This window comes from Neobacillus sp. NPDC093182 (assembly GCF_044754045.1).
The window spans coordinates 16,826-34,358 of sequence record NZ_JBIVOI010000024.1; the positions used below are offsets into that span (position 1 = coordinate 16,826).

Sequence of the window (17,533 nt, forward strand, 5' to 3'; positions counted from 1 at the left end):
TTATTTAGCTCTAGCAAAAAGGCTCTACTCCCCTATTATTGCTGGAACTTTGATTTGGCCATCCTGATGATCAGGTGCATTTTTTAGCACCTCTTCACGCGGCAAACCCTTTTCCTTAATGTCCTCACGGAATACATTTTTCATATCGAGTACATGGTAAGTTGGTTCAACATTTGTCGTATCCAGCTCATTCAGCTGTTCTGCAAATGTAATAATAGCGTCTAGCTGCTTCGTGAACCTTTCAGCCTCATCCTCCGATATTTCTAACCTTGCTAGGTTGGCTACATGCTTAACCTGCTCGTTTGAGATTCGTGTCATTTTTCAATCCCCCATTCCCTTATGTCTTAGTTAATTTACTATTGATAATACCAAACTTTTCCGCTTCACCGCAATGATTCCCTCATCAGTATAGACATATTAAGTACTTTTAGATTGCCAGACACAAAAAAAAGGAGCATTTTGCTCCCTGAATTATGTATTTGTTTATTGTTGCGGAATAACCTCACCCTTACTATTTAAAGCCCTAACCTGTGGGCGGAAGCCTATTCCCACATAATAGCGTTTTCCATCTTTCTCAATCATCTTTGCTTTTTTATAATTCTCCGTATCCTGATCGGCTATTTCAATGGCACTGATATTCTCATTATTGATTTCTCCAAACACAACATAAATATCTTTAAGGACATTCCCTTTGTCGTCATACTTTGTATAATTTTCATGGTAAATGGAATAGGTTTCGCTCTCTGCATGCTCCCAGCCATTTGGACCATCATTTTTCCATCCCTCTTCATCATTCCCTTCAAAGAAAGAGACACCCAGAACCGGCTCTTTTATATGTCTTACTTCTTTTCCTTCTGCCTTCGTAGTGTAAAGTACGATCGTCATTCCATCACTTTTTGTCTTGTACAAAACCTCTTGAACTTCAAAGGGAATCGTTTCAGCAATCGCTTTTTCTAGTGTTGGATATTCGCACCCCGTGAGAGTAAGCATTAGAACAACCGCGATAAAAAGAACTTTACTTTTTCTCATAATTCTCTCCTCCTAGATTTTGGCCAGTTGTTATGTTAGTAATCTAGTAATCTCTAGTAAAAAGTAATAAGGAACACTAATCCCCACTTTCTACTTGACCATTTTTCTTTTCGTTTCCATTATGAGTCCTTCCCGTCCCCCTTATATAAATGGATCTAAATAGTAGTCTCCTTATAAAATATAATATTCTAATTCATTATATAATTCCAGTTATACCCAAATATAGGTCGAACTCCCTCCTCCAATTATCCTATTCAAAAATAAAAAGCAGTCCCTTTTGACTGCCTTGTTGTTTGCCTATTATCTTTTAAATAATTTCGCAAAAAGTCCTTTGCTTTTTGGGGGTTCAGGCTGGCTGATTTCTTTTTGAGTGATATAAATATCTTCCTTATCGATTGCATGGTCCATTGCCAGCAGCAGTCCGATATCCGTATCGTGTTCCTTATTGGTTACAATTTTATGCTCAATCTTGTATTTGGCGGCCAGCTTTACATATTTGGATAAAGCTGTGTACTCGATATTTCCATTTAATAAGAGATTGGCCTGAGGATTTTTTTTCATCTCCCTCTCCACTTGAGGGTAAATCGTTGCTTCCGTCACTTGGTTTTTCTTTAGAGCAAGAATAATGCGTTCTCGTAAGGTTCCTAAAAATTGCCTTCTTTCATCCGGCTTCGTTTCCAAAGCGCCATGAATTCCCTGTTGCAGGACTTCCTCCACACTCTGCTTTTTCAAAAAGATCAACTCCAATAAAAGGGCTATTATTATGTATGATAATACCCTAAAAAGTGTTCATTTCCAAAAAAGCTTGTCTGCTGTGGTTATCCGAGAGTGTTTCTCGCTATCCGCCAGTATTTCTCGCTATCCGCCAGTGTTTCTTGCTATCCGCCAGTAATCCGCCTCTTAAGCATGCAAAAACCCCCTCTCCCATCGGAGAAGGGGTCACACTCCTTCAACTATTTTGTAAATTGCTCTTCCTCTGTTGACCCTTTTAACGCGGTTGTGGAGGATGTTCCGCCTGTAATCACCATGGATACTTGGTCAAAGTATCCTGTTCCTACTTCACGCTGGTGTCTTGTTGCTGTGTAGCCGTATTGCTCGCTGTCGAACTCAGCTTGTTGCAATTCGGAGTATGCCGCCATACCGCGCTCTTTGTAGCCGCGGGCCAGTTCAAACATGCTGTGGTTCAGGGCATGGAAGCCAGCAAGGGTAACGAATTGGAACTTGTAACCCATTTTTCCAAGCTCTTGCTGGAATTTTGCAATCGTAGCCTGATCAAGTTTCTTCTTCCAGTTGAAGGATGGCGAGCAGTTGTAAGCAAGCATTTTGCCAGGGAACTTCTCATGAATCGCTTCAGCAAAACGTCTAGCTTCCTCAATATTTGGCTCAGATGTTTCACACCAGATTAAATCTGCATATGGTGCATAAGCTAAGCCGCGGGCAATCGCCTGGTCAAGTCCTGCTTTTGTCCGGAAAAAGCCTTCCGCAGTCCGCTCACCTGTAATAAACGGTGCGTCGTTCATATCAATATCACTTGTAATCAAATCAGCAGCATTGGCGTCAGTACGGGCAACTAATACAGTTGGAACCCCCATTACATCAGCGGCCAAACGAGCAGCAATTAAGTTACGAACCGCCGTTTGTGTCGGCAATAATACTTTACCTCCCAAATGTCCACACTTTTTCTCAGACGACAGCTGATCTTCAAAGTGTACACCTGCTGCTCCTGCTTCAATCATACCCTTCATTAATTCGAAACAGTTTAACTGACCGCCGAAGCCTGCTTCAGCATCCGCAACAATCGGAACAAACCAGTCAATCGAATGATCGCCTTCGGAATGAGTGATTTGGTCTGCACGTTGAAGTGCTTGGTTAATTCGCTTTACAACACTTGGTACGCTGTTTGCTGGATATAAGCTTTGGTCCGGATACATATGTCCTGAAAGGTTGGCGTCCGCTGCAACCTGCCATCCGCTTAGATAAATGGCTTTTAATCCCGCTTTGACCTGCTGAACAGCTTGATTCCCGGTTAGTGCCCCTAGTGCATTAATGTAATCCTCTTCATTCATTTGCTTCCAAAGCTTTTCTGCTCCACGTCTAGCCAATGTATGTTCAATATCAATCGATCCACGAAGCTTGATAACATCTTCAGCTGTATATGGTCTAGTAATCCCATTCCAGCGCTTATCCATTTCCCAGCTTTCTTGTAATTCCACAGCTCTTGAATTTGTCATTTTAAATTCCTCCTATTAATCTATTAAAAATTTTTTATAAAAGCTTATATCCAGGTAACGTTAAAAACTCTACAAATTCATCATTTATAATCAAGCTGTCAAACAGCTCAACTGCTTCCATAAAACATCCATTTTTATAGGCTTCATCGCCAATTTCCTGCTTTATTTTTTCTAATTCTTCAGCCTTAAATTGCTCATACATTTCGAACGTTACTTTTCTTCCATCCGCTAACACACCCTTCGGATGGCGGATCCACTGCCATAACTGAGCCCTAGAAATTTCAGCAGTTGCTGCGTCCTCCATTAAGTTATGGATGGGTGCAGCGCCTCTTCCCGATAACCAGGAAGCAATGTATTGAATCCCCACATTGATATTAACGCGGACACCATCTTCGGTAATCTTACCGCCTGGTGACTCGAGTAAATCACGTGCTGTTATCGTAATCTTTTGCTGTTTGGTTGTATGAATCTGGTTTGCTACCGGCATTTCTCTATCAAAGACTTCAAGCGCTACTGGCACCAAACCGGGGTGTGCTACCCATGTACCATCATGACCATCCCTTGCTTCTCGCTCTTTATCAGCACGAACCTTCGAAAATGCTTCTGCGTTTGCCTGTGGATTGTCACGAATAGGTATTTGCGCTGCCATCCCTCCAATCGCTGGTGCCTTTCGGCGGTGACAGGTTTGAATAGTGAGCAATGAATAGGAACGCATAAACGGTACAGTCATGGTTACCTGGGATCGATCTGGAAGAATGATCGTTTCATGGTTACGCAGCTTTTTTAAGTAACTAAAAATATAATCCCATCTGCCACAGTTCAATCCTGCTGAATGTTCCTTTAATTCAAATAGAATTTCATTCATTTCAAAAGCTGCCATAATCGTTTCCAGTAAAACAGTTGCTTTGATTGTACCTTGAGCAATTCCAAGCCTGTTCTGCGCAAAAATAAATACATCATTCCATAGCCGTGCTTCTAAATGACTTTCAAGCTTTGGCAGGTAAAAATAAGGACCAGTTCGTCTTGCCAGCAGATTTTTTACATTATGGAAAAAGTACATTCCAAAATCAAAAAAGCTCCCAGAAATAGGCTTGCCATTAAGCAGCACATGTTTTTCTTCTAAATGAAGTCCGCGCGGTCTTACAAACAGGACAGCCGTTTCCTCATTCAGTACATATCTTTTTCCATTTCGATTTTCATAGGAAATCGTCCGATTTACTGCATCTCTTAAGTTGATTTGTCCTTCGACGATATTTTCCCAGGTTGGTGAAGTAGCATCTTCACAATCTGCCATAAAAACCTTTGCGCCCGAATTTAGAGCATTGATGACCATTTTTCTATCGGTTGGTCCGGTAATCTCTACTCGGCGATCCTGAAGGTCTTTTGGTAATGGCGCAATTGTCCAGTCACCATTACGAATTTGCTTTGTTTCAGGAAGGAAGTCCGGAAGATACCCGTTATTGATTTCTTCTTGGCGTTTTTCCCTGTACTGTAACAGTTCAATTCGCCTTGCTCCAAATTTTTGTTCCAGCTCCTCAATAAATTTCAGCGCTTCGGGTGTTAAAATCTCATCGTAGTGCGCTTTGAGGGTTACAACTACTTCAATACCTGTTGTTTGCGTCGACATGAACGATTCACCCCTTTGTTATACTACAGTACCTTTCTATGTGTTGTATTATATAACACAATTTTTGAAAATGGAACTAGTTTTCAGAAAATTTTATAAAAATAGGTAAAATAATACATAAGTCCTATTTATTTGACTGGCTGTGTTAAAATTGGCTATTGATTTGTGCTCCAGGCACTTCGCTTTCCGCAGGCGGTTCGGGAAGCCTCCTCGGCGCTAAAGCGCCTGCGGGGTCTCCCCTGTCCCGTCCTCCTGCAGGAGTCTCGTGCCTTCCGCACAAATCAACAGGTTCGAAAAACAACATTTACCTTTAACACAGCCATCAGAATAAAAGAGACTGTTGATAATCTCAACAGTCCCTTCTTATTACATTAATCCTTCATATCGCTCTTTAGCCAGGATATACATAGCGCTTCCCCATCCTAATGGGGTATTAGAGTTGTACTTTTCAGATTGAGCAAAATACAATTCGGGTAAGCTGCCATCAGGAAGCATTACATTTTCGGTTTGCGTTATATACTGTTTAGCCTTTTTGACATTACCTAATTCTAAATGACATAATGCCAGCCAGGGCAATCCAAATGTCCACTCTGCCTCAGTACCATAATAAAGAGATAAATCGTGATGCCTTCCCATATGTTCAATGGTTGAATAATAGGAATCTCCTTTGTAGCGGATTACCCCTCGTTCCCGCAAAAGGTTCGTTTCAATTTGGTCCACAACCACTTTTGCTTCTTCTCCTGCCAAAACACGGTATGGATAGATCAAACTCAATTGAGCTAAATCAAAAGGGCGCTGGTTACTTTCATGCGGGTAGATATTCGACAGGGTTTGATACCCATTGGTAATCCATTCACCGGGAACAAATACGATATCTCTTACTGCTTGAAGGCCTGCAGCACAGGCACCGACTGAGCTTGAATGGACCTCTCTCCATTCCTCCCACATTCCATTATCCTCGTCCTCCCAGTACCGGACGCAGCCTAAATAGCCAACCAGCTTTTGAACAATTTCATGGTCCTTTGCATCTCTAATAATCTTTTTTCCATTCTGCTGCCCCATCCCAATCCCCCATAGTATGGCTCCAATTGCATCATGCTGAGCATGTCCCCATGGGGTATCCATTTCCCTTACTTCGGATGCAGAATACCTGGAATGGATGTATTCCCATTGCTCTCTGGGTCTTTGAACGGTATGAATATCCAGCTTCCATTCGTACTCTCTAAATAAGTCCAGAATTCGATGATAGGTCATTTCATAAATTTGATTGTTTTGCTTTAAATAAGGCAGTGACATATAAAAAGAATCCCGTAACCAAACATATTGATAGTCCTGGGACGAAGAAGCTAAATACAAACCATGCGGTAAACGTAACTGATCTAGGATTTGATAACTATTGCTTATTTTTTCGTTCATATTATTTCACCCTCGCAGCTTTTTTCTATCTTTCTAGCCATTTGATGAACTTTTTATACAAGAAAAATGATGTATAAACTAGTAAAAAATTGCCCATGCTGAAGCTATAGAAATAGATTAGGAGACTAGGGAAGGAAAAATCAAAATGGGGAGTGATTATTCATGAGCATTGATGAATTAAACAAAATTATTGCTGTAAAAAAGATGGATTTAGAGGAATGTGAACACGAACTTAATAATCGATATTACCCTTCGATCGTAAGAATAGCGATGATGAATTACATTATAAATCTACAAGAACAATTAGAAGAGTACGATAACGACGTGATAAATTTGTAAAAAAATGACGTGTGGGGTTCACACGTCATTTGTTGTGTTTTGCAATAACCGTAAAAAGGCAGCTTCACGATCTTGACTGTTCAAGAACTCTTCACTGGCAATTGCTGATAATATTTTTCGTTTTCTTGAGGCATCTTGCACTTCTTTCAAAACTCGCTGCCGGGCTGAAAATAAAAATTCTAGATACTCTTCGAATCCTTCATCAAATTGCTGTTCCAGCTGTTCCCTTATTTTCCTTGCCAATGTTGGACTGGCTCCGCCTGTTGATACCGCAATACTCAATCGTCCCCGCTGAATATGTGAGGGAACATGGAAATCCGATTCTTCCGGGTCATCGGCAATGGTGACAAGCTGTTGGTCACTCGCAGCCATTTTTATAGACTGATTTAATTTATTGTCGTTCGTTGCGGCAAAGACCAAGAAGGCACCATCCATGTCTTCTTTTGAAAAGGATTTTTCATGCCACTCTATCCTTCTGCAGCCAGCTAACTTTTTAAGTTCATCTGTCGCATTGGGGCTAATCACAGTGATCAGTGAGCCCGTACCAAGCAGTCCGGTAACTTTCCGTTCTGCCACCTTTCCGCCGCCTACGACGACTGCCTTTTTACCCTCGAGTTTTAACATAATCGGATAATTCGAATTCAAGCATACACCCTGCCTTTCCTAAACATTCGGACACTGGATTAAGTATTCAACCAACGCTTCCCTGGTTGGAGAAACCGGAATTCCAACTGATACTAGACCTACATGTTCAACTTGTTCTTTAGTATGCTGCCCCATACAAACCACTTGGACATCTTTTAAAAGGTCGAAAACGTCAATACCGCATTTCTTTAAGCCTTCGATAAATACGCCCACCGATGCCCCGCTTGGAAATACCATCGTATTCACTTCAGCTTCCTCAAGCATTCGTTGAAAAATTGGCAGGAACTGCTGGTCGAGCTCTTTTTTACTTGTAACTAAAAAATCAGCATTTTCAACCTCATAGTTACGATTGTCACCGACTACCAGCAAGCTTCCTTCTTGTGGCATGTCCTTGATGAGGCTTGCAATAAATCCACGTTCTTTTAAGGCATTAATAGATTTGCTGGAGCCTGCATAGAAATCAGCTTTTATTTTTCGAATATCAATTCCCTTTTCAATGACGGCATGAAAGAATTCTCCGACACTCTGAGGGGATGTGAACAAAATTTTATCGTAATTTGGAACATTCCCTACCTCTACAGGTAAAATTGTCTTTTTCCATTTTGGAAATTCGATTACATCCGCACCATGTTCCATTAATCCCTTTGCCAAGCCGCTGGCACCTTCCCCTGTACGGGCTAGTAGAATCTGTCTGCCGTATAATGGCATTTTTTCAAACCAGCTAATTTTTTCACGAAGGGAAATGACCTCTCCCACAAGTATGATCGACGGGTTGCGAAACTTAGCTTCTATGACTTTTTTAGAGATATCACTTAAGGTTCCCTGAAGGGTTTTCTGGCGGCCAAATGTGCCCCACTGAATTAAAATAACCGGAGTGTCAGAAGGCTTTCCGTGAGCAATCAGATTTTCACAGATAAACGGCAGATTAGCTACACCCATGTAAAAAGCTATCGTATCGACTCCGCGGACAAGCCCTTCCCAATCAAGCATGGGTTTGCCATCAGTAGATTTATCATGCGCTGTTACGACGGCAAACGATTCAGCATGCTCGCGATGGGTAACTGGAATTCCTGCATAAAGGGGGGCTGCAATCCCCGATGAAATGCCAGGTACAATTTCAAATGGAATTTGATAGAGAGCGAGGGCCGCTGCTTCTTCTCCAACCCGGCCAAAAACACCAGGATCGCCGCCTTTTAACCGGACGACCATTTTACCTTCCAGCGCCTTTTCTACTAAAAGGTCGTTGATATTCTCTTGGCGTAATATATGGCGGTCTGGTAATTTTCCGCAGTAAATGAGCTCGCAATCAGCTGGAGCAAATTCCAAAAGCTTTGGGTTGGCAAGCCGGTCATATAAAATGACTTCAGCCTGCTTAATTGCTTCCAATCCTTTTACTGTAATTAATCGAACGTCACCTGGCCCTGCTCCTACTAAAAATACTTTTCCTGATTCCATCCTGCAGCCATCCTTCCAAACTCTACTTTAAATAATAATATAAACTTTATCTGCTTCGACTTCCACTTCATACGTTTTTACTTGGCCTTCGTCTGGTGCCTGTACTTTTCCGTCACTCAAGGAAATCTTCCAATCATAGACTGGGCAGAAAACATATTCACCACTTACTAGACCTTCCGTTAAAACTCCGCCTTTTGGATGCGGACTGCGATTTTCAATACCATATACTTTACCATTTGTTACTTTAAATAAGGCGATTTCCTTATCATCCATATTCACAGAATATCCAGACCTTATTGGAAGGTCAGAATAAGCAGCAACTAGAGTCCGAGTTTTTATTACGATCATTTATAATCACTCTCCAGCCTTAACAGTGTGTACTGCGTAATATTTGTCTTTAATTTCTTCACTTTCAATAGCCTCATTCCAAGGCTCAATGTATTTCTTCAACGTTTGATCCATACGCTCATTTAATTCTTTTCTAGTGTCTTCGTTTGCCAAGACTTCTTTTACATGCTCTAGGCCGACACGTTCTACCCATTTAGAAGTACGTTCTAAATAATTAGCTGTTTCACGGTAGTATTGAAGGTACGCACCAGTGATTTCCATTACTTCCGCTTCAGTTTTTACTGTTGCCAATAGGTCACCAGCACGGAGATCCACTCCTCCGTTACCAGCCACATAAATTTCCCAGCCTCCATCAATTCCAACAAAGCCAATGTCCTTAATTCCTGCTTCTGAGCAGTTTCTTGGGCAGGCTGACACACCCATTTTCACTTTATGAGGAGTATCAAGACGTTCAAATTTCTTCTCAAGTTCAATTCCCAATGACATAGAATCCTGTGTTCCGTAGCGACAGAACTGTGCTCCCACACACGTTTTTACAGTGCGAAGTGTTTTTCCATATGCATAGCCAGATGGCATATCCAGCTCTTCCCACATACTTGGCAAATCTTCTTTTTTGACTCCGAACAAGCCAATCCGCTGTCCGCCAGTTAGTTTTACAAGTGGAACCTCATATTTTTCTGCCACTTCGGCTATCTTTTTCAAGTCGGCAGCAGTCGTAACTCCGCCATACATCCTTGGAACGACTGAGTATGTTCCATCCTTTTGGATATTGGCGTGCATTTTCTCGTTTACAAGACGGGAGTCACGATCATCCTTATATTCATCCATGTGAATCATACCTAGGTAGTAGTTAATAGCAGGACGGCATTTCGTACAGCCTTCCTCGTTATTCCACTCTAGAACGTTCATCACTTCTTTAACGCTCGTTAAGCCCTTTTCTTTAATTTCAGCAACTAACTCTTCACGGCTGATGGTTGTACATCCGCAAATGCTGGTTTTCTGTGCAGCGGCAGCGTCAAATTGATCACCTAGTGTATAAGCTAAAATGTCATTTACCATTGGCTTACAGCGCCCGCAAGAACGTCCGGCATTTGTGCAGTGACTTACTTGATCAAGAGTTGTCAGACCTTGTGTTTTAATCGCTTCAACAATGGCTCCTTTTGTCACGCCATTACAGCCGCATACCAATTCATCATTCGGCATGGAAGCTATATCACCGCTAATGCCTTCAGCTGAACATTGTGATTCAAAAATGGAGATTCCTGTGATATCTTCTTTTTTTGAAAGCATTCTGAACAATCTGGTACTATCTTTGGTATCACCATAAAGGACAATCCCAACAATCTTGTTATCACGGACTAAAACCCGCTTATAGATACCATCAAATTCGTTATAAACCATAATTGATTTTGTTGTACCATCTTCAAAAATCTCACCAGCTGAGTAAAGGTCCACTCCAGCGACTTTAAGTTGAGTTCCAGTTACCGAGCCTTCATATGGTGCAGCTTCTTTCCCACAAATTCTTTCTGCAAGGATTTTCCCTTGTTCGTATAATGGTGCAACTAGCCCGTATACAATCTCTCTGTGCTCAGCACACTCACCCACTGCATACACATTTGGTGCACTTGTTTCCATAAAATCGTTCACGACAATTCCACGATTGACATAAATTCCGCTTTCATTAGCAACCATTGTGTTAGACTTAATCCCGATTGCCATTACAACTAGATCCGCTCTCGCAAAAGACCCATCTTTAAAACGAAGACCAGCAACACGTTCATCTCCTATGATTTCAACGGTTTCCTTTTCCATCAAAAATTTCATGCCTTGGGATTCGAGCTCTGCTTTTAGGAGACTAGATGCAATTGGGTCTAACTGGCGTTCCATTAAATTCGGCATTAAGTGTACAACATCAACCTTCATTCCAAGGTTAATTAATCCTCGTGCGGCTTCAAGTCCAAGAAGCCCTCCTCCAATTACAACAGCTTTTTTATAATCTTCCGCTGACTTGATCATCATTTCACAATCTTTTATATCACGAAAACCTGTAACGCCTATTTTGTCCGCACCTGGAATGGGCAGAATGAATGAGTTCGAACCTGTAGCAATAATTAATTCATCATACTCTACTTCACGGCCTTGGTCGGAAATTACCTTCTTTGCTTCTACATCGATCTTCGTTACTGCTTCTCTAGTGTATAATTGAATATTATTTTCTTTATACCAGTCTAGCGGATTAATGATGATTTCTTCAAAGCTTGTATCACCTTGAAGAATATTCGATAATTTTATGCGGTTGTAGTTTGGATGTGGTTCCTGTCCAAAAACAGTAATTTCAAATTGATTTGGTGAAAGTTTAAGTATTTCCTCAATCGTTCTAACCCCGGCCATCCCGTTTCCAATCATAACTAGTTTTTTCATGTTGGATCGCTCCCTTATATTTGATAATCTATGAATTTACGTTATTTAAGTTTTTCTCTATAGATACATTGTAAATGCTGAGGTCTTGAAAAATTGTGAGGTACGTCACAAATCATTAGTAGTTTGTAAACTATTTCACATTATTGTCATAAACTAAGGGGTGAATTGTTTAGTTGAAGATTTATGGACACTTTATTGAGGGTTTTGAACACTTTTTTAGGTGTTTTGGACATTTTTCCAGAGGTTTTGTACATTTTTCAAGGTGTTTTGTATATTTAGACATTTTTTTCCATAAATTCAAGAAACAAAAACCCCTTCTCAACCAAGAAGGGATACAAAATGTAATATTAATACATCTCAGATGTAGTTTAAGCTTGCATATGAAGCAACATTGCGAACAATTTCACATTATTGTCATGAAAAAATTATAATAGAAAGACCCTGATGTGATTAATTTTACTATTTGGTCACTGTAGCTTTTCTGGAGTTACCCAATTACCTTTTCATTTTCAATCTCGGTCACTCCAAATACCTAAAAAAGAACAAAAAAATCATGGGTGAGCCTTCCCTCCACTAAGGCAAGTGGAACAAAGAGCACACCCATGATTGATGGAAAGATGTTTATATCGACTTTGTCGGCAAGGTTAGGCCGCCACGTCTCTGCGTGTAAAAAGGAGCCAGGATATCAGATTGAACACGAGAAAATAGACAGCGAGCACTCCGATGGAAAAGGACAATGTCATTCCCTCTTGGAAAGGATGTCCGTTCAGGTACTGGGTAAGATCCGTGTTGGCGAACAACAGGTACTTACTCCAATCAAACCGCTGCAGTGCCTCCAAAACAATATTACCCGCAAACAAGGCGCCGATGGAAAACCCGATGGCCATCGCGCTGCTTCGGAAGGCGGACGAAATCGTAAAGGCCATCGTTACGTACATGACCGTAGATACACCGTTAAGCATATACGTTTTCCACAAATTGAGGACCATATTCCTTTCGACGATTTCCCCCTCCGCAGTCATGCTAATTAATGGGAGATCCATGTATCCAAAGCCGTATAAGATTCCATTCATCACGACGGAAATGACAAACAGAGTGAGTAACAACAGCATGCCGAACAACAGAAAAGAGATATACTTAGAGACAAGAATCTTGACCCTGCTAGCAGGCCTGATGAGCAGAAGCTTGATCGTTCCGGACGAAAATTCTCCCGCCAAGCTGTCTCCCGCAATGATAATGGTGAAAATAGTAATCACGATCATCAGATTGGCCGAACCGTTCACGCCATCCCACATGGTGCCGTCGGTCGAGCGAATATTCTGTTCCAAGTGATAGTCATTGAGTGCAATCTGCTGCTCGTAGAACATTCGATCATCTTCACCCAGCTTAGGCTGCTTCAGAATTTCGCTATATTGCTGATTCTCCTGCTGCAGTGCTGCCCGCCAGCCTTCGCCTTCCGCCTTTTTTCCATCGGAATGCCATTCAATGAAATTAACAAAAAGCACAAAAGCGGCCATAAGTCCGACCAGGATCCACGTTCGCACCCGTCGGTAAATCTTCATATTTTCATTGAGTACTAGATTAACCAATTTGTCTACCTCCCGTAATTTCCAAGAATCGTTCTTCTAGAGACTGGCTAACCATTTGGACGCCATAGATACGAATATTGTTCTTCATCAGCCCTGCTAGAATGTCCGGGATGCGCTCTCGCTCAGTAGTAACTTCGAAGAGTCCATCCTCAACCAGTTTGACATCCTGGACACCTTCCATCTGTCTTATGGTCAGCAACGCCTGTTCCGGCGCCTGTGCTTGAATATGATACGTTTGAATTTGATCTTCTCTCCGGGTAAAACTCTGAACCGGCATTACCTCAATCAGCTTGCCCTGCTGGAGGATGGCGACCCGGTCGCACATAAGCTCCATTTCGGACAACAGATGGCTGGAGACGACTACGCTGATTCCTTCTGTACGGGTTAAATGCCGCAAATAATCGCGCAGCTCACGAATCCCAGCCGGGTCAAGACCGTTTGTCGGTTCGTCCAGAATGAGCAGGGACGGCCGATGCAGCAGGGCTTGAGCGACTCCGAGACGCTGGCGCATGCCGAGTGAGTATTTTTTGACTTTGTCATGGATTCGGTTTTCTAGCTTGACTAGCGATACCACTTCGTCAATCCGTTCCTTGGTTACCCCAGGCACCATTCGGGCGTAGTGAACGAGGTTTTGGTACCCGCTCAAATACTTGTACATTTCTGGACTTTCCACGATAGCGCCGACGTGGCGGATTGCTTGCTCGAATTCAGTTTTGATATTTTTACCCTTAATCACAATCTGGCCCTTCGTGATTGACATCAGACCTACGATCATGCGGATAGTTGTTGTTTTACCGGCCCCATTCGGACCAAGAAAACCGAAAATTTCGCCTTGCGGTACGTCAAATGTAAGATCGTCGATGATGGTAGTTCGGCCAATCCGTTTGGTCACATGACTCAAGCTGATGATAGGTTCGTTACTCATATTTTCCTCCGTTAATGATAGATTTGGACATTTCGTCCTTTCGTTCACCATGTAAAATATCTTTACTCCATGAATTACTTCATCACTTTTGAGATTCACTTAGCAAGGATAGGAAGTCCCAAAAGCAAAACAACTATTTTATATGAATCGGTGAACCTTGTTTTATAAATAGCACCTTACCTATTTATTCTCGATTTGACTTTAACACATAATTTATTGTTTTACAATAAATAAATGTCGATTATTATAATAAAATTATTGTTAAATGATTTTTCATTTCAGTTTAGATACGGAAAAAGCACTTCTCTGTCACACAGGGAAATGCTTTTTTGCTTAAACGATTTAATTAATACACTTGTGCAACGAACCTGCACCATTGTTTACAACAATTTAATTTATTGCCCCGTATCTTTGATCAGCATTCAAAACGTTTATAGATCAAAGAGATATTTTGAAGGGGGAGTTGTAAATGACTCTGACTATTCTAGGTTTATATACATCAAAACTTGAAGAAATATATCAGACTAAAGCAGTAATAAACAATACTCCATAGTCACGATTTCTTTCGTTCACACACTATATATACTATACCTATAAAAGTTTAGGGAGAAATTATCATTAATAATTGGTTAATTAGAGGAGGGATTTCAATGACCGTCAATATTTTGTTCTTTACCATTATGGTCGAAAAACGAAAGATAAGTATTGAAGAAGCTATCCACCAAGAAGTGGTTGAAAAAATGTATGAGAATAATAAAGTCCAGCGAATTTCTATGTATGATTATATCTAACGCTTTTACAATTGCAGATTTTTATAAAATATAACCTTGGTTGTCGGACGTTAACATTGGTTAACGTCCGTCAAATTAAAATAGATCGGTCCGATATCAGCCAGTAAATGGTAAATAGTCTAGTGTCATAAAAAAGGAATTTCTGTTAAGAAGGTGTATAATTGAATAATGAACTTTTCACGGAGTTGTTCAATGCTGTTTCTTAATTACGGAGGTTATGATGAAGTTTTTCATAAAAATAAATACTATTAGCGCCTTATACGCTTTAGCTTTGTTTATAGCAATTGAACTCATAATAAATGTAACGCGTATAAGTAGTTTAACTGGCTGGAGATGGGATAATATTTACATTCTTGTTGCTGTTATTAATGTACTTGGACTTCTACTTTCAACAATACTATTTATTTACTTAACAAAAAAATGGAAGTTAGGTAGAAAAAACAGCTATTGGTTACTCATTCTGTGGGTACCGTATTTCATTCTTTTATTATCTTGTTTCACTGTTTTAGTTCCTCTTAGTTCAGGAGTTACACTTTTTCCAAGATTTAGTCTTTTGATATTTGGGTCTAGCCTTCTGTTTCCGGTCTACATACTTTTTATTAATGAATACGCGTCACCTTTAATTGCAGATGAAGAGGAAATAATGCAGCCATAATTGATTTGATCCATCAATTAATACAAACCTTTTATCATTCGTTCAAGTACTTCACTATCAAAAAAGCCCAATTCATATGAATTGGGCTTGAAAAATTGGATATTAATACATTTCAGATGTAGTCTTTGCTTGCATGTGCAGCAAGAGGTAGTCAGGACCGCCTGCTTTGGAGTCCGTTCCAGACATGTTGAAACCGCCGAACGGCTGATAGCCAACAATTGCTCCCGTACATGAACGGTTGAAATATAGGTTACCAACATGGAAGTCTTCACGAGCCTGCTCTAAGTGTTCACGATTAGTGGTGATAACCGCACCTGTTAAGCCATACTCGGTATTGTTCGCAATTTCAATGGCTTCCGTAAAATCCTTCGCCTTCGTAAAACCAACTACTGGACCAAAAATCTCTTCCTGCATGATGCGTGCACCTGGAGAAAGGTCTGCAATTACAGTCGGTTGAATGAAATAGCCTTTTGAATTGTCTCCTTCTCCGCCAGTCATTAGTCTTCCTTCTTGCTTGCCGATTTCAACATATTCCATGATTTTCTTGAAAGCATTGTTGTCGGTAACTGGTCCCATGAAAGTTCCTTGCTCAGTTGGGTCACCTACAGTTAATTGGTTGGTTAATTCAACAACACGGTTTAAAACCGTATCATAAACATCCTCAACGATTACCGCACGAGAACATGCTGAACATTTTTGACCAGAGAAGCCAAATGCGCCTGCAACGATTGATTGTGCAGCCAGCTCTAAATCTGCTTCGGAGTCAACCACAATCGTATCTTTACCGCCCATTTCAGCAATCAAACGCTTCATCCAAACTTGACCTGGATTCACTTTAGAAGAGCGTTCGAAAATACGAAGTCCAACGTCGCGTGAACCTGTGAAGCTGATGAAACGAGTATCTTTATGGTCTACTAAGTAGTCGCCCACTTCAGCACCGCTTCCTGGTACGAAGTTTAATACACCTTTAGGCAGACCTGCTTCTTCCATTACTTCAACGAATTTCGCTGCAACAATTGGAGTGGTAGAAGCTGGTTTTAATAAAACGGTATTACCTGTAACAATCGCTGCTACTGTTGTACCAGCCATAATTGCTAATGGGAAATTCCAAGGTGAGATGATGATTCCCACACCTAGTGGAATATAGTTATAACGGTTAAATTCGTTTGGACGGCTATTAACGGGAACACCATCTTTAAGTTCCAGCATTTGGCGGCCATAATATTCAAGAAAGTCAATTGCTTCTGCAGTATCTGCATCCGCTTCCTTCCATGGTTTACCTGCTTCCTTTGTTAAAAGGGCAGAGAACTCGTGCTTACGGCGGCGAATAATGGTCGCTGCTTTAAATAATACATCTGCACGTACTTCTGCTTTCACTTTTTTCCAAGTTTTGAACGCTTCAACGGCTGCCTGCATTGCTTGTTCCGCAAGATCTCTGCTAGCTTTTGAAACGGTTCCAATTATTTCTTCTTTATTTGAGGGATTATAAGAAACGATTTTATCTTCTGTTGTAATTTTTTCTCCGCCGATTACAAGTGGGTAATCTTTGCCTAAATAACTCTCAACTGTCTTTATCCCGTTAAGATAGGCCTGACGGTTTTCTTCAATTGTAAAATCTGTGAATGGTTCATGCTTATAAGGTTGTACCATGTCTTAAAACCTCCTATGTATTAAAAAACATTACATCCTCGTACATTCTAACATGTTTCTTTTACACGTATCAATGGATAGCCATTAAGGCATATTTTGGCAAAAAAAACCTGGCGTATGGTTAACCCTACTATACTCAGATGAGGATATTATTTCCAAGTAGATACGGTTTTTATATTTTTTATTTTTTTAATGTTCCTTTTATTTTACTTAAGACTCATGTATACTAAAACCAAATTGAATAGTAATAACTAGGGGAGTCCAATAAGGTGGGCTGAGAGAGAAACACGTTGAAGTTTCTTGACCCTTCGGACCTGATCTAGATCATACTAGCGTGGGGAAGTTAGAAAAAGTCATCATGTATTGAATAAACTTCTACATATAAAGCCGGTCCATCCTTTTTGGACTCGGC

At 40.8% G+C, this 17,533-nt stretch carries 15 protein-coding genes and 1 riboswitch; of the genes, 2 read left to right on the top strand and 13 right to left on the bottom strand.

What is annotated here, in order from left to right; all coding sequences use genetic code 11:
• Positions 1 to 24 precede the first annotated feature (24 nt).
• From gatC to ACIQAA_RS29610, 6 genes are all read right to left on the bottom strand, one after another.
• A complete protein-coding gene (gene gatC, locus ACIQAA_RS29585; protein ID WP_402626737.1) occupies positions 25 to 318 on the bottom strand; it encodes an Asp-tRNA(Asn)/Glu-tRNA(Gln) amidotransferase subunit GatC in 294 nt (97 codons plus the stop codon).
• A gap of 165 nt (positions 319 to 483) precedes the next feature.
• Positions 484 to 1,029 (bottom strand): hypothetical protein, encoded by a 546-nt coding sequence (locus tag ACIQAA_RS29590; protein ID WP_402626740.1) that lies wholly within the window; start codon positions 1,027 to 1,029, stop codon positions 484 to 486.
• Between the two features lie 300 nt (positions 1,030 to 1,329).
• Entirely contained in the window at positions 1,330 to 1,761 is a 432-nt protein-coding gene (locus tag ACIQAA_RS29595) for a YueI family protein (protein WP_402626743.1), read from the bottom strand.
• A gap of 221 nt (positions 1,762 to 1,982) precedes the next feature.
• A complete protein-coding gene (gene aceA / locus ACIQAA_RS29600) occupies positions 1,983 to 3,260 on the bottom strand; it encodes an isocitrate lyase (RefSeq protein ID WP_402626745.1) in 1,278 nt (425 codons plus the stop codon).
• A 34-nt stretch (positions 3,261 to 3,294) separates the two neighbouring features.
• Positions 3,295 to 4,887: a malate synthase A gene (gene aceB / locus ACIQAA_RS29605; RefSeq protein ID WP_402626747.1), complete on the bottom strand. Its 1,593-nt coding sequence runs from the start codon at positions 4,885 to 4,887 to the stop codon at positions 3,295 to 3,297.
• A gap of 366 nt (positions 4,888 to 5,253) precedes the next feature.
• Positions 5,254 to 6,303: a glycoside hydrolase family 15 protein gene (locus tag ACIQAA_RS29610; RefSeq protein ID WP_402626750.1), complete on the bottom strand. Its 1,050-nt coding sequence runs from the start codon at positions 6,301 to 6,303 to the stop codon at positions 5,254 to 5,256.
• Between the two features lie 162 nt (positions 6,304 to 6,465).
• On the opposite strand from ACIQAA_RS29610, the gene ACIQAA_RS29615 reads away from it, so the two are divergent.
• Complete coding sequence (locus ACIQAA_RS29615) at positions 6,466 to 6,642, top strand: hypothetical protein (RefSeq protein ID WP_402626753.1); 177 nt, start codon at positions 6,466 to 6,468, stop codon at positions 6,640 to 6,642.
• An 18-nt stretch (positions 6,643 to 6,660) separates the two neighbouring features.
• Here ACIQAA_RS29615 and ACIQAA_RS29620 read toward each other — a convergent pair whose 3' ends face one another.
• The 6 genes from ACIQAA_RS29620 to ACIQAA_RS29645 all read right to left on the bottom strand — a co-directional run bounded on the left by ACIQAA_RS29620 (position 6,661) and on the right by ACIQAA_RS29645 (position 14,025).
• Positions 6,661 to 7,287, bottom strand: a complete 627-nt coding sequence (locus ACIQAA_RS29620) for an NAD(P)-binding protein (RefSeq protein ID WP_402626755.1) — start codon at positions 7,285 to 7,287, stop codon at positions 6,661 to 6,663.
• 18 nt (positions 7,288 to 7,305) lie between these two features.
• A complete protein-coding gene (cobA, locus tag ACIQAA_RS29625; RefSeq protein WP_402626758.1) occupies positions 7,306 to 8,742 on the bottom strand; it encodes a uroporphyrinogen-III C-methyltransferase in 1,437 nt (478 codons plus the stop codon).
• A 27-nt stretch (positions 8,743 to 8,769) separates the two neighbouring features.
• Positions 8,770 to 9,090 carry a nitrite reductase small subunit NirD gene (gene nirD, locus ACIQAA_RS29630; protein WP_402626761.1) on the bottom strand — a complete coding sequence of 107 codons (321 nt, stop codon included), beginning with the start codon at positions 9,088 to 9,090 and terminating at the stop codon, positions 8,770 to 8,772.
• Positions 9,091 to 9,096: 6 nt separating this feature from the next.
• A complete protein-coding gene (gene nirB / locus ACIQAA_RS29635; protein WP_402626763.1) occupies positions 9,097 to 11,511 on the bottom strand; it encodes a nitrite reductase large subunit NirB in 2,415 nt (804 codons plus the stop codon).
• 644 nt (positions 11,512 to 12,155) lie between these two features.
• Entirely contained in the window at positions 12,156 to 13,100 is a 945-nt protein-coding gene (locus tag ACIQAA_RS29640) for an ABC transporter permease (RefSeq protein ID WP_402626766.1), read from the bottom strand.
• Entirely contained in the window at positions 13,093 to 14,025 is a 933-nt protein-coding gene (locus ACIQAA_RS29645) for an ABC transporter ATP-binding protein (protein WP_402626768.1), read from the bottom strand. The genes ACIQAA_RS29640 and ACIQAA_RS29645 overlap by 8 nt, the downstream gene beginning before the upstream one ends.
• Before the next feature lie 650 nt (positions 14,026 to 14,675).
• On the opposite strand from ACIQAA_RS29645, the gene ACIQAA_RS29650 reads away from it, so the two are divergent.
• Positions 14,676 to 14,816, top strand: coding sequence for a YrzI family small protein (locus tag ACIQAA_RS29650; RefSeq protein WP_402626771.1), 141 nt, complete (start codon positions 14,676 to 14,678; stop codon positions 14,814 to 14,816).
• Between the two features lie 757 nt (positions 14,817 to 15,573).
• On the opposite strand, the gene pruA is transcribed toward ACIQAA_RS29650, so the two are convergent.
• Positions 15,574 to 17,121 (bottom strand): L-glutamate gamma-semialdehyde dehydrogenase, encoded by a 1,548-nt coding sequence (pruA, locus tag ACIQAA_RS29655; protein WP_402626774.1) that lies wholly within the window; start codon positions 17,119 to 17,121, stop codon positions 15,574 to 15,576.
• A 243-nt stretch (positions 17,122 to 17,364) separates the two neighbouring features.
• Positions 17,365 to 17,479: riboswitch (TPP riboswitch) on the top strand.
• Positions 17,480 to 17,533: the final 54 nt, after the last annotated feature.

What these genes read in the sequence shown, in the direction of transcription:
- ACIQAA_RS29645 (WP_402626768.1), bottom strand. Translation starts at nt 14,025, where the DNA reads ATGAGTAACGAACCTATCATCAGCTTGAGTCATGTGACCAAACGGATT.
- gatC (WP_402626737.1), bottom strand. Translation starts at nt 318, where the DNA reads ATGACACGAATCTCAAACGAGCAGGTTAAGCATGTAGCCAACCTAGCA.
- pruA (WP_402626774.1), bottom strand. Translation starts at nt 17,121, where the DNA reads ATGGTACAACCTTATAAGCATGAACCATTCACAGATTTTACAATTGAA.
- ACIQAA_RS29590 (WP_402626740.1), bottom strand. Translation starts at nt 1,029, where the DNA reads ATGAGAAAAAGTAAAGTTCTTTTTATCGCGGTTGTTCTAATGCTTACT.
- ACIQAA_RS29610 (WP_402626750.1), bottom strand. Translation starts at nt 6,303, where the DNA reads ATGAACGAAAAAATAAGCAATAGTTATCAAATCCTAGATCAGTTACGT.
- cobA (WP_402626758.1), bottom strand. Translation starts at nt 8,742, where the DNA reads ATGGAATCAGGAAAAGTATTTTTAGTAGGAGCAGGGCCAGGTGACGTT.
- aceA (WP_402626745.1), bottom strand. Translation starts at nt 3,260, where the DNA reads ATGACAAATTCAAGAGCTGTGGAATTACAAGAAAGCTGGGAAATGGAT.
- nirB (WP_402626763.1), bottom strand. Translation starts at nt 11,511, where the DNA reads ATGAAAAAACTAGTTATGATTGGAAACGGGATGGCCGGGGTTAGAACG.
- nirD (WP_402626761.1), bottom strand. Translation starts at nt 9,090, where the DNA reads ATGATCGTAATAAAAACTCGGACTCTAGTTGCTGCTTATTCTGACCTT.
- aceB (WP_402626747.1), bottom strand. Translation starts at nt 4,887, where the DNA reads ATGTCGACGCAAACAACAGGTATTGAAGTAGTTGTAACCCTCAAAGCG.
- ACIQAA_RS29650 (WP_402626771.1), top strand. Translation starts at nt 14,676, where the DNA reads ATGACCGTCAATATTTTGTTCTTTACCATTATGGTCGAAAAACGAAAG.
- ACIQAA_RS29615 (WP_402626753.1), top strand. Translation starts at nt 6,466, where the DNA reads ATGAGCATTGATGAATTAAACAAAATTATTGCTGTAAAAAAGATGGAT.